Genomic DNA, 10,990 nt, shown 5'->3' with positions numbered 1-10,990 from the left:
TAATGCGGCGATTATACCGCCCGCGGACTTCGCAATCCGGCAAAATACGCCCTTTGGAAAGCCGCATTTTCCCATGCCGGAGTGCGGCTCGGCCGACCAGTACAACAGGAAGCCACATGCAAATCGAACCCTCCATCTTCAAAGCCTATGACATCCGCGGCATCGTGGGCAAAACGCTCACCCGCGACGTTGCACGCCTGATTGGCTTGTCGTTCGGTTCTGCGGCCGCGGAACTCGGCGAAAAGACTGTCGTCGTCGGCCGCGATGGCCGCCTCTCGGGCCCCGACCTGATTTCCGGCCTGGTAGAAGGCCTGCGCGCCGCCGGCGTCGATGTGATCGATATCGGCCTGGTAGCCACGCCGATGGTCTATTTCGCCGCCAATATCGAGATCGGCGGTGTGCGCCCGACGTCCGGCATCATGGTCACCGGCAGCCACAACCCGCCCGACTACAACGGCTTCAAGATGGTGCTTGCCAGCCAGGCAATCTACGGCGAGCAGATCCAGGCGCTGCGCCAGCGCATCGAGGCTGGCAATTTCAGCAGCGGTGCCGGCACTTACAAGCAAGTCGATGTGCGCCAGACGTACCTCGATCGCATCATCGGCGACGTCAAGCTGGCCCGACCGATGAAGATCGCGCTGGACGCCGGCAATGGCGTGGCCGGCGCCTTCGTCGGCGATCTGTTCCGTGGCCTGGGCTGCGAAGTGACTGAGCTGTTCTGCGAGGTCGACGGCAACTTCCCCAACCACCATCCGGATCCGGCCCATGTGGAGAACCTGCAGGACCTGATGAAGTGCCTGCGCGAAACCGACTGCGAGCTGGGTCTGGCCTTCGATGGCGATGGCGACCGGCTGGGCGTGGTGACCAAGGACGGGCAGGTGATTTTCCCCGACCGGCAGCTGATGCTGTTTGCCGAGGAGATCCTGTCGCGCAACCCGGGCGCCCAGGTCATCTACGACGTGAAGTGCACGGGCAAGCTGGCGCCGTGGATCCGCCAGCATGGCGGCGAGCCGCTGATGTGGAAGACCGGGCATTCGCTGGTGAAGGCCAAGCTGAAGGAGACCGGCGCGCCGATCGCGGGCGAGATGAGCGGCCACGTGTTCTTCAAGGACCGCTGGTATGGCTTTGACGATGGCCTCTACACCGGTGCGCGCCTGCTGGAAATCCTGTCGCGCCACGCCGACCCGAGCGCGGTGCTGAACGCGCTGCCCAACGCCAACAACACGCCCGAGCTGCAGCTGAAGTGCGCCGAGGGCGAGCCGTTCACGCTGCTCGACAAGATCAAGGCCAACGCAAAGTTCGAAGGCGCGCGCGAGGTGATCACGATCGACGGCGTGCGCGTGGAATATGCCGACGGCTTTGGCCTGGCACGCCCGTCGAATACGACGCCGGTGGTGGTGATGCGTTTCGAGGCGGACAACGACGCCGCGCTGGCGCGTATCCAGGCGGAATTCAAGCGTGTGATCCTGGCCGAGAAACCGGATGCTCAGCTCCCGTTCTGAGCGGGCGGCAATGCCGCAGGGATCGGCGCAGGCCGCCGGCGTGGCGCAGCCCATGCCGGTGGCGGCGCCGTTCCCGTTGCCGGAGCGGCCGCGCATCCTGCTGGTGAAGGTGTCGTCGCTGGGCGATGTGGTGCACAACATGCCGCTGGTGCACGACCTGCGCGCGCGCTGGCCGGATGCCGAGATCGACTGGGTGGTGGAAGAGGGCTACGTCGAGCTCGTGCGCCTGTTGCCGGATGTGCGCCGGGTGATCCCGTTTGCGCTGCGGCGCTGGCGCAAGCGCATCCTGCAGGGCGGCACCTGGCAAGAGATGGGCGCGGTGCGCGATGCGCTGCGCCAGGAACGCTATGACGCGGTGATCGAAAGCCAGGGTTTGCTGAAGACCGCAGTGGTGGCGCGCGTGGCCTCGCGCGCGCCGGGTGCGCCGATCATCGGACTGGGCAATGCCACGCAGGGCTCTGGCTATGAGCCGGCGGCGCGCCTGCTTTATACCGATCCGGTGCAGGTGCCCCGGCAGACCCATTCGGTACGGCGCTCGCGCCTGCTGGGTGCCGCGCTGACCGGGCTCGAACCGGCGGAGCCGCCGCGGTTCTTCGGCGCGGCGGCGCAATCGCTGCATGTCGACGATCCGCTGTGGGCGGACCTGCCGGCGCGCTATGCGGTGTGCTTTCACGCCACCGCCGGCGCGCGCAAGAAATGGGCGGTACAGAACTGGCATGCGCTCGGCCAGCGGCTGCAGGCCGAGGGCCTGGCCATGCTGCTGCCGTGGGGCAATGACAAGGAGCGCCACGCCGCCGAAGAGATCGCCGCCGGCGTGCCGCAGGCGCGGGTGCTGCCGCGCTTCTCGGTGATGCAGGGCTTCGGCCTGATCAACCGCGCCGAGGTGGTAATCGGCGTCGATACCGGCCTGGTGCATATCGCCGCGGCGCTGTGCCGGCCGACGGTGGAGATCTACACCGCCACCTGGCGCTGGAAGACCGAGGGCTACTGGTCCGAACGCATTGCCAATGTCGGCGACGACGGCGTGGTGCCGTCGGTCGATGAAGTCTACGAAGCGGCCTGCCGCGTGCGCGGGGTGCCTGCCTGATGCTGCGCCTGATCTACAGCTTGCTATGGGTGGTGGTGCTGCCGCTCGCGCTGCTGCGCCTGGCATGGCGCGCACGCAAGGAGCCGGGCTATGTGCACCATGTCGGCGAGCGCCTGGGCGTCTACGGTGGCCTGCCGCGCAAGGGCCCGTGGCTATGGGTCCACGCGGTATCGGTCGGCGAGACCCGCGCCGCGCAACCGCTGATCGAGGCGCTGCTCGGCGCCTATCCGCATCACCGGCTGCTGCTCACCCACATGACGCCGACCGGCCGCCAGACCGGCGCGCAGTTGTTCGGCCACGAGCCACGCATCCAGCAGTGCTACCTGCCGTACGACCTGCCGTGGCTGGTGGGACGGTTTATGCGGTATTTCCGGCCAGAGGCGGGCATGCTGATGGAAACCGAAGTGTGGCCCAATGTCGTGCGCGGCGCGCGCAAGGCGGGGGTGCCGCTGTACCTGGTCAACGCGCGCCTGTCGCCGCGCAGCTTCCGGCGCACGGCGCGTTTCGGGCGCGCGGCGGCGGCGATGTATCGGGATTTCAAGGGCGTGCTGGCGCAGACAGCGGGCGATGCCGAGCGCTTTCGCGCGCTGGGTGTGCCGGCGGTGCAGATCACCGGCAACCTGAAGTTCGACATGCAGCCGGCGCCGGCCGGCGTGGCGCTGGGCGAACGGCTGCGCAAGGTGTTTGGCGGCCGCGTGGTGCTGGCGGCGGCCAGTACGCGGGAAGGGGAAGAGCCGTTGCTGCTCGACGCCTTCGCGCGCTGGCAGCAACTGGCCGGGGACGTGCCGCGGCCGGCATTGCTGCTGATCCCGCGCCATCCGCAGCGCTTCGATGAGGTGGCGGCGATGGCGGCACGCGCCGGCTTCTCGGTCGAGCGCCGCAGCGCGCTGGATCTCGACAAGGTGCGGGGACCGGTGACCGCGGATATCGTCCTTGGCGATTCGATGGGCGAGATGGCCATGTACTTTGCCGCGTCGGACCTGGCCTTTATCGGTGGCAGCCTGCTGCCGCTGGGCGGGCAGAACCTGATCGAAGCCTGCGCGGTCGGCACGCCGGTGCTGATCGGCCCGCATACCTTCAACTTTGCGCAGGCGACGGAAGACGCCATTGCGGCGGGGGCCTGCCTGCGCGTCGGCAATGCCGATGAGCTGGTGCGTACCGCCGCCAGCGTGCTGGCCGATCCGGCGCGGCTCGCGGACATGCGCGCGCATGCGCAGACGTTTGCCAGCCTGCATCGCGGCGCCACCGTGCGCACGCTCGCCGCGGTTGCGCCGGCGCTGGAAGACTGAAACCGTCGGCTACCGCGGCGCCCTGACCAGCGCATCCCACTGCATGGCGATCTGCTCAAGCGTGAATGCGCCCGCCTTGCCGCGGCCGCCGGCGCCGAGGCGGTGGGCCAGATCCGGTTGCCGGATCACGGTCAGCAGCGCCCTGGCCAGTGCATCGGCATCCTCCACCGGGACGACCAGTGCATCCTGCCCCGGCGTCAGCAGTTCGCGCGGGCCGGTTTCGCAATCGGTCGAGACGATCGGCAGGCCAAAGGCCATCGCCTCGATCAGCACCAGCCCGAAGCCTTCATAGCGCGAACTGAGACAGAAGACCGATGCTTGCCCGTAGGCCAGCGTTGGATCGTGGCAGACGCCCGGCAGGCTGGCCCGGCCTGCAAGCCGCAGCTTGTCGATCAGCGCGGCCAGGGCAGGGCGTTCCTCGCCTTCGCCATGGATGACCAGTTGCCAGTCCGGCTCCTGCGCGGCCACCTTGCGCCAGGCGTGCAGCAGCACATCGAAGCCTTTGGCGGCCACCAGCCGGCCCATCGCCAGCACTGTCTTGTTCGCGCGCGGCGCCGGTGCGGCGGGCAGCGGGAACGGCAGCGGGTTTGCAATGCAGACGACCTCGCTGCGCGGGCGCAGCGCTTCCAGCCAGCGGCTGCGATCCCGTTCCGTCAGCACCACCACCTGCCGGCAGAAGAGCGCCGCCAGCCGTCGCGCAACCTTGCGTGCTGGCTTGCCGAGATCCTCGTCGAAGTGGCAGTGCTCCCAGGCGATATGGTGCAGGCCCAGGCCGATGGTGGCCGGCAGCACGAACAGTTCAAGCATGGTGTCGACCTGCACCAGCACGTGGATGCGATGCTCGACGCAATGCCGGCGGATGCCGGCCACAGTGGCGGCATACTGCCGCTTGAACGACGGCCGCCGCGCAAACAGCGCTTCATGGCGGATGCGCGGATGCAGCGCGAACTGGCTGGCCGCGTCCCACAGGCTGACGATGGTGACGTTGTGGCCGAGCTCCGCCAGCGCATTGGCGATGGTCGCGGTCATGCGCTCGGCGCCCGCCATCGCGTTCAGCGTGCCGGTCAGGAAGCAGATATTGCGGCCCGTCATCATGGGCGCGGCTCGGAGATGTGGCGGTTTGTGGCTGGCAAGGTGAACAGGGCAAGGCTGCGGCGGAGGCGTGCAATTATCCTTGCTTTGGCCTGTGCCGGTGGCATTCGTGATGTCAGATGCCTGCGCGGTACACTGCCTGACAGCATCGCCAGGCCGGCAATGCTGAACTTGCAGGATTGCGCCAGGCTCTAAGCCAGCATGTAGCGATGGAAGCTGCCAGTGTCCGAAATGGCCTTCCCGCCTTGTTCACAGGAGCTTACCCTATGCAGACATCCCTTCGCGGTACCTGTCGGGCGACCGGCCTGCGCAGTGCCGCCCTTGTCCTCGTCACCGCCGCCACACTTGCCGCCTGCGCCACCGGCCCGGCCCCGGACCTGCCCAGCGCGGGCGCCAGCCTGAGCCAGACCCAACCTTCCGGCCCCAGCCGCTGGGAACTGGTGCGCTGGCAGCAGCCCGATGGCACACAGCGCGACATCCCGCATGGCGACACCGGCGAGCCCATCATCTTTGAGTTCAGCGAAGGCATCGATGCCGCGCAGGGCACGGTCAGCGGCACCAGCGGCTGCAACCGCTTTACCGGCAGCTATGGCAAGACCGATACCGGCATCCGCTTCGATCGCGTGGCCGGTACGCGCATGGCCTGCCCGCCGCCGCGCATGGCGCTGGAATCCACGCTGCTCAATGCGATGCAGACGCCGTTCGCCACCGTCGGCACGCAGCCGTCGGCGGGCAGCACCGGGCGGCAGATCATCTGGAAGACCGCCAGCGGCGACCTGCTGCAGTTTGTCGAGCGCGAAGGCGTGGGCAAGCGCGGTGCGCGCATGGATGCTGGCGGTGTCGAAAAGATTGTCTATATCGATTCGCAGCGCGTGGAGTGCCCGGGTGTGGGCAAGATGATGTGCTACCGCTGGCGCGAATCGCCTGAGGCGCCGTGGCAGCTCTGGTATGGGCCGATCGAGGGGCTGGATTTCGAGCAGGGCGTGTCCTACAGGTTGCGCGTGCGCGAATACCAGGTGCCGAACCCGCCGGCGGATGCGCCGGCGATCCGGTGGCAGTTGCTGAATGTGGAGTCGAGGACCCGGGCGCAGTAGCCCCCTCTCCCATAAATGGGCATAAATGGGAGAGGGGAGAGAACCGTCGCCCTTCACCGTACTTAGCAAAACAGGCCGCATCAGCGGCCCGTTCTCGTTATTGTCCCGCTCAGGAGCGTGGCTTGCGGTTGGCGCCGGTTTCGCGCCGATCCGCCGTAGCCCCCGGCTTCACCGCCCCCTTGCCCCCAGCCTGCGCCGGCACCGGCAACTGGTACAACGCCCCCGGCGACGAAGTCAGCAGCGTATTGATCTGCACGACATCGGCCTCCTGCAGCACGCCGGTGGTGGCCTTCAGCCGCAGCCCGTTCATGATGGTGTCGTAGCGGGCCCTGGCCAGGTCGCGGCGGGTGGAAAAAAGCTGCGCCTCGGCATTGAGCACATCGATATTGATGCGCACCCCCACTTCATAGCCAAGCTGGTTGGACTCCACCGCGCTCTGCGCCGAACGTTCGGCGGCTTCCAGCGCTTTCACCTGTGCCAGGCCGTTAGACACGCCCGAGTACGTCTGCCGCGCGGTCTGCGCGGCGGTACGGCGGGCGAACTCCAGGTCGCTGGCGGCCTTGTCGGCCAGCGCCAGGGTTTCGCGCACGCGCGACTGGATCTGGCCGCCGGCAAAGATCGGCATGGTCAGTTGCACGCCGATCTGCGAGGCGTTGTAGTGGGTCGAGACCGCCTGCGTGGCGCTGCCGGTCTGGTTGTTGAAGCCGTACGACGCCACCAGGTCGACCGAGGGCAGGTGCCCGGCCTTGGCCTTGTTGGTTTCGCGCTGCGCGGTCTCCAGGTTGTAGCTGGCCAGGTTGACCTGCGGATTGCTGGTCTCGGCCTGCGCGGCCCACGCGTTGACGTCGGGCGGTTGCGGCCCGGGGATGGGAGCCTCGGTGCGCAGGCCCATCAGTTCGTCGACCGGCTTGCCGGTGATCTGCTGCAGCGTCGCGCGCCGGATTTCCAGGTCGCTCTGCGCGGCGATCTCGGTCGAAGTGGCCAGGTCGTAGCGCGCCTGGGCGTCGTTGGTGTCGACGATGGTGGCGGTGCCGACCTCGAAATTGCGCTTGGCCTGTTCCAGCTGCTCGCCGATCGCCTTTTTCTGTGCGCGCGCCAGGTACAGGTTGTCCTGCGCGGCCAGCACGTCGAAGTAGGCCTGCGACGCGCGCGTGATCAGGTCGAGCTCGGCCTGGTGGAAGCTGACTTCGCCCGCCAGCGCGGCCAGCTCGCCCTGCTTGTAGGTTTCCCAGCGGTCCCAGCGGAACAGCGGCTGGCTCAGCTGAAGCTGCCAGTTGTTATTGTTGAAGAAGCGCGTGCCGGTGGCGCTGCCGCCCGTGCCGATCGGCACCGACGCGGTCTGGTCGAGCTTGGTGCGGCTGGCGCCCGCGACGCCGACGACCTGCGGCAGCAGCCCGGCGCGCCCCTGCGGCAGCTTCTCGCGCGTGGCGAGCAGCTGCGAACGGGCGCTGGCGAACTGCGCGTCATTGGCTTGCGCATCGCGATAGACCTGCAGCAGGTCGGCCGCGCCTGCCGGTGCCGCGGGCATCACAGCCAGCGGGGCAAGCAGGGAAACCGCGATCGCCAGGCGCTTCCGGATTGCTCCGGGCAGGGCGTTGGGCGCAAACGTCATGACACCTCCAGGTTGGCCGGGCGCTGGCCACGACCTACGGTAGCTTCTTCTTCGGATTTGCTGCTTGGCGTGCGGCCGGCGCTTCAGTACTTCGGCATCGCCGGATCGACCTCGTGAGCCCAAGCGTCGACGCCGCCGGTCAGGTTGTAGACCTTGCCGTAGCCCTGGCGCTCCAGGTAGTTGGCGACCTGCATGCTGCGCATGCCGTGGTGGCAGATGCAGACGATGTCGGCGTCTTCATCCAGTTCGGCCGCGCGCGCGGGGATGTCTCGCATCGGGATGTGGGTGATGCCGGGCATGGCGCAGGTCTGCACCTCCCAGCCTTCGCGCACGTCGAGCAGGACCGGCTGGGCGCGGCTGGCATCGGCCAGCCACTGGGCCAGCTCGGTCGGCTTGATGACCTGCATGGTGCCTCCGTCCTCAGAACTGGAATTGCGACGGCCGGGCCGCGCCCTGCAGCGGCTTGACCGCGGTCTCGAACAGGTTGACGACCTGGTATTCGCTCTCGGACACGCGCGTGACCAGGCGCGCTTCCATCACCGGCAGATCGCCCACGAAGGCGGCGATGCGCCCGCCCACCTTCACCTGCGACAGGATCGACTGCGGAATGGCCGGCAGCGAGCCCGAGATGCAGATCACGTCGTACGGCGCGGCGGCGCTCCAGCCGTCGGCGGCATTGCCTTCGGCCACGTCCACGTTGGTGATGCCGGCGTTGGCCAGGTTGGTGCGGGCCAGTTCGACCAGCTCGGGGACGATGTCCACGGTCAGCACGTGGCGGGCGCGGTTGGCCAGCAGCGCGGCCATGTAGCCGGAGCCGGCGCCGATTTCCAGCACGTTCTCATGCTTGCGCACGGCCAGGTCCTGCAGGATGCGGGCTTCTACGCGGGGTGCCAGCATGTTCTGCCCGGCGGGCAGCGGAATCTCCATGTCGACGAACGCCAGCGAGGCGTACGCGCGCGGCACGAACTGCTCCCGCTTGACCACCGCCAGCAGGTCCAGGATTTCCTGGTCCAGCACGTCCCAAGGGCGGATTTGCTGTTCGATCATGTTGAATCGGGCTTTTTCGAGATCCATCTTGCCATTCCTTACCAATGCCAACCGCTGTCGTTCTGTGCGCCGGCCGCGCGGTGCCCACGGCCGGACAGTCTTATCAAACTCACTATTTTAACCTTGCGCACGCCGCCAGGCTCATTCCGTGCTGGCCTCCGGCGGCGCCGGCAATTCCAGGCAGGAGGCTGGCCGGATGCCGGCCGCGGGTGGCCGGCGGGGCGCTCGGATCGGCGGGGTCTTGCGCGTCATGTGCGGGCGCCGGCGCGCGGCGCTGAGGCGTCCGGTTCGGCGTCCGCGGCGGCGCGCTGCGCCAGCATTTCATCGCGGATCTGTTCCCAGACGTAGGGGCCGGTCTGCGGCGCCAGCGGGCGGTTGCGGGCCTCGCCGGTGGTAAGGCCGAACAGCAGCGTGTCGAGCAGGCTGTCGAGAAAGGCCTCGGGATCGATGTCACGTTCCGAGGTGGCGCGCAGTGCGCGCTGCCACAGCATCAGGAATACCAGCGGCGCGCAGATCAGCGTGGTGGTCGGATTGGGCGGCATCGGGCGGAATTCGCCGCGCGCCACGCCGCGGGCCAGCACCTTGGCGAACAGTTCGTCGCCCGCCACCATCACTTCGTCGTTGTAGAAGCGCGCGATGTCGGGGAAATTGCCCGACTCGGCCATGATCAGCTTGGTCAGCCCGGCCACCGGGGTGGAGCCGATCAGGCCCCACCAGCCGCGCAGCAGCTCGCGCAGCAGTTCGGGCGTGCTGCCGGTATAGGTCTCGACCAGATCCGTGCCGCGCGCCAGTGTCGGCACCAGATTCTCGCGCACCACCGACTTGAACAGTTCTTCCTTGTTGGCGAAATACAGGTAGACCGTGCCCTTGGATACACCGGCTGCCGCCGCCACGTCTTCCAGGCGCGTGGCGGCGTAGCCGCGCTCCACGAACAGCTCGAGCGCGGCGGCCACCAGCTCCTGCGGACGCGCGGCCTTGCGCCGGCTCCAGCGCGGGGCGTCGGTGTCCTTATGCGGATCGGCGGGGGGCTTCAAGGATGGGTTGCGGGCACTGCGGGGCACGTGAAACGGGAGGTGGTGTGTTAATAACTTGTCGGTCAGTAATGTAGAGGAGCGCTATGGGAGGGGTCAAGCTACCTTGTAGTCGACACAAGCGATACCCGTCGGCCCTAAATTGCGGGAAAGTGCCTGAAGATGCTCGTCAATCGCGCGGGCAGCGCGCCGGCTGACACAGTGCTTGCCTTTTCTTACAGGACGCCGGCGGCCCTTCGGGCACAATGACGCCTTCCATGCAGGCCGCCTCGCGGGCGGCCATTCCTGAACCATTGCCATGACTTGTCGGTCAGACTTTCCCTGCCGCGAGGGCTGCGGCGCCTGCTGCATCGCGCCCTCGATCGCCTCGCCGTTGCCCGGTATGCCCGACGGCAAGCCGGCCGGCGAGCCGTGCGTGCAGCTGATGCCCGACATGCGCTGCGCGGTGTTCGGCAGGCCCGACCGGCCCGCGTTCTGCGCCGGCCTGAAGCCGTCGGCCGAGATGTGCGGCGCGTCGCGCGAGGCGGCGCTGCGCTGGCTGACCCGACTCGAAATCCTGACCGCGCCGCAGGCTTCGCCCGTGCGGCCGGTTGCGCGTGCATGACGCCCGCCGCCGTGCCGGCGCGCACGCCTGACATCCTGCAATCGGAGGCAACATGATCCGGACTTCCCGACGGCGCTGGCTGGCACTCGCCGCCGCTGCCACGCTGGCGGTGGGGCTCGCCGCCTGCGGCGCCTTCCGCAACGAGTACACTTTCTCGCAAAGCCAGCTACAGGCCGCGCTGGAGCGCAAGTTTCCGTTCAACAAGCGCTATATGGAGCTGTTCGATATCCAGCTCACCAACCCGCGCCTGACGCTGGATCCGACCCGCAACCGCGTCAACGTGCAGTTCGATGCCAGCATCGACAACAAGCTGTTCTTCAGCCAGGCGCTGAACGGCCGCTTCGCGCTGGACAGCGGCCTGCGCTATGACGAGCCGACGCGGTCGTTGGTGCTGCAGGACCCCGAAGTGCAGCGTTTCGACGTGCAGGGCATGCCCGCGCAGTTCTCGCGCCAGCTCAACGCGCTGGGCGGTATCCTTGCCGAGCAGCTGCTGCAGGGCTATCCGCTCTATACCTTCCGCGACGACCAGCTCCGTGTAGCCGGCACGCATGTGGAGCCCGGTACAATCACCGTCTTGCCTGACGGCATCAACGTCAAGATCAACCGCCCCTGACCGGGGCGCTCCCGAACAA

The 10,990-nt window shown here is 67.8% G+C and carries 11 protein-coding genes; 6 read left to right on the top strand and 5 right to left on the bottom strand.

Annotated elements, in window-relative coordinates:
• Window positions 1-116: 116 nt before the first annotated feature.
• The 3 genes from AB1I47_RS01690 to waaA are packed head-to-tail and all read left to right on the top strand — an operon-like array spanning window position 117 to window position 3,878.
• Window positions 117-1,502, top strand: a complete 1,386-nt coding sequence (locus AB1I47_RS01690; RefSeq protein ID WP_354682048.1) for a phosphomannomutase/phosphoglucomutase — start codon at window positions 117-119, stop codon at window positions 1,500-1,502.
• Window positions 1,483-2,589: a lipopolysaccharide heptosyltransferase I gene (gene waaC / locus AB1I47_RS01685; RefSeq protein WP_354682047.1), complete on the top strand. Its 1,107-nt coding sequence runs from the start codon at window positions 1,483-1,485 to the stop codon at window positions 2,587-2,589. Before AB1I47_RS01690 ends, waaC begins: the two co-directional genes overlap by 20 nt.
• Window positions 2,589-3,878 (top strand): lipid IV(A) 3-deoxy-D-manno-octulosonic acid transferase, encoded by a 1,290-nt coding sequence (waaA, locus tag AB1I47_RS01680; RefSeq protein ID WP_354682046.1) that lies wholly within the window; start codon window positions 2,589-2,591, stop codon window positions 3,876-3,878. The genes waaC and waaA overlap by 1 nt, the downstream gene beginning before the upstream one ends.
• A gap of 9 nt (window positions 3,879-3,887) precedes the next feature.
• Here waaA and AB1I47_RS01675 read toward each other — a convergent pair whose 3' ends face one another.
• Window positions 3,888-4,973 (bottom strand): glycosyltransferase family 4 protein, encoded by a 1,086-nt coding sequence (locus tag AB1I47_RS01675; protein ID WP_354682045.1) that lies wholly within the window; start codon window positions 4,971-4,973, stop codon window positions 3,888-3,890.
• 263 nt (window positions 4,974-5,236) lie between these two features.
• On the opposite strand from AB1I47_RS01675, the gene AB1I47_RS01670 reads away from it, so the two are divergent.
• Window positions 5,237-6,064 carry an META and DUF4377 domain-containing protein gene (locus tag AB1I47_RS01670; protein WP_354682044.1) on the top strand — a complete coding sequence of 276 codons (828 nt, stop codon included), beginning with the start codon at window positions 5,237-5,239 and terminating at the stop codon, window positions 6,062-6,064.
• A gap of 109 nt (window positions 6,065-6,173) precedes the next feature.
• Here the strand turns inward: AB1I47_RS01670 and AB1I47_RS01665 are convergent, their stop codons facing one another.
• The 4 genes from AB1I47_RS01665 to AB1I47_RS01650 form a co-directional block, all read right to left on the bottom strand.
• On the bottom strand, window positions 6,174-7,676 hold the full coding sequence (locus tag AB1I47_RS01665; protein WP_354682043.1) for a TolC family outer membrane protein: 1,503 nt from the start codon (window positions 7,674-7,676) through the stop codon (window positions 6,174-6,176).
• Window positions 7,677-7,759: 83 nt separating this feature from the next.
• Window positions 7,760-8,083 (bottom strand): rhodanese-like domain-containing protein, encoded by a 324-nt coding sequence (locus AB1I47_RS01660; RefSeq protein WP_354682042.1) that lies wholly within the window; start codon window positions 8,081-8,083, stop codon window positions 7,760-7,762.
• A gap of 13 nt (window positions 8,084-8,096) precedes the next feature.
• On the bottom strand, window positions 8,097-8,750 hold the full coding sequence (locus AB1I47_RS01655; RefSeq protein ID WP_354682041.1) for a protein-L-isoaspartate O-methyltransferase family protein: 654 nt from the start codon (window positions 8,748-8,750) through the stop codon (window positions 8,097-8,099).
• Between the two features lie 221 nt (window positions 8,751-8,971).
• Complete coding sequence (locus AB1I47_RS01650) at window positions 8,972-9,757, bottom strand: TetR/AcrR family transcriptional regulator (RefSeq protein ID WP_407935787.1); 786 nt, start codon at window positions 9,755-9,757, stop codon at window positions 8,972-8,974.
• A 295-nt stretch (window positions 9,758-10,052) separates the two neighbouring features.
• On the opposite strand from AB1I47_RS01650, the gene AB1I47_RS01645 reads away from it, so the two are divergent.
• Entirely contained in the window at window positions 10,053-10,358 is a 306-nt protein-coding gene (locus AB1I47_RS01645; protein WP_354682039.1) for a YkgJ family cysteine cluster protein, read from the top strand.
• A 52-nt stretch (window positions 10,359-10,410) separates the two neighbouring features.
• Entirely contained in the window at window positions 10,411-10,971 is a 561-nt protein-coding gene (locus tag AB1I47_RS01640) for a DUF1439 domain-containing protein (protein WP_354682038.1), read from the top strand.
• Window positions 10,972-10,990: the final 19 nt, after the last annotated feature.

Origin of the sequence: Cupriavidus necator (genome assembly GCF_040578825.1) — a bacterium.
Lineage (GTDB): Bacteria > Pseudomonadota > Gammaproteobacteria > Burkholderiales > Burkholderiaceae > Cupriavidus > Cupriavidus necator_E.
The sequence above is the reverse complement of the archived record's forward strand: the minus strand, read 5'-3'. Positions and strand labels throughout refer to the sequence as shown.

Excerpts from the sequence above, each read along its gene's own strand:
- AB1I47_RS01645 (WP_354682039.1), top strand. The coding sequence starts at position 10,053 with ATGACTTGTCGGTCAGACTTTCCCTGCCGCGAGGGCTGCGGCGCCTGC.
- AB1I47_RS01675 (WP_354682045.1), bottom strand. The coding sequence starts at position 4,973 with ATGATGACGGGCCGCAATATCTGCTTCCTGACCGGCACGCTGAACGCG.
- AB1I47_RS01690 (WP_354682048.1), top strand. The coding sequence starts at position 117 with ATGCAAATCGAACCCTCCATCTTCAAAGCCTATGACATCCGCGGCATC.
- AB1I47_RS01665 (WP_354682043.1), bottom strand. The coding sequence starts at position 7,676 with ATGACGTTTGCGCCCAACGCCCTGCCCGGAGCAATCCGGAAGCGCCTG.
- AB1I47_RS01640 (WP_354682038.1), top strand. The coding sequence starts at position 10,411 with ATGATCCGGACTTCCCGACGGCGCTGGCTGGCACTCGCCGCCGCTGCC.
- AB1I47_RS01655 (WP_354682041.1), bottom strand. The coding sequence starts at position 8,750 with ATGGATCTCGAAAAAGCCCGATTCAACATGATCGAACAGCAAATCCGC.
- waaC (WP_354682047.1), top strand. The coding sequence starts at position 1,483 with ATGCTCAGCTCCCGTTCTGAGCGGGCGGCAATGCCGCAGGGATCGGCG.
- AB1I47_RS01660 (WP_354682042.1), bottom strand. The coding sequence starts at position 8,083 with ATGCAGGTCATCAAGCCGACCGAGCTGGCCCAGTGGCTGGCCGATGCC.
- AB1I47_RS01670 (WP_354682044.1), top strand. The coding sequence starts at position 5,237 with ATGCAGACATCCCTTCGCGGTACCTGTCGGGCGACCGGCCTGCGCAGT.
- waaA (WP_354682046.1), top strand. The coding sequence starts at position 2,589 with ATGCTGCGCCTGATCTACAGCTTGCTATGGGTGGTGGTGCTGCCGCTC.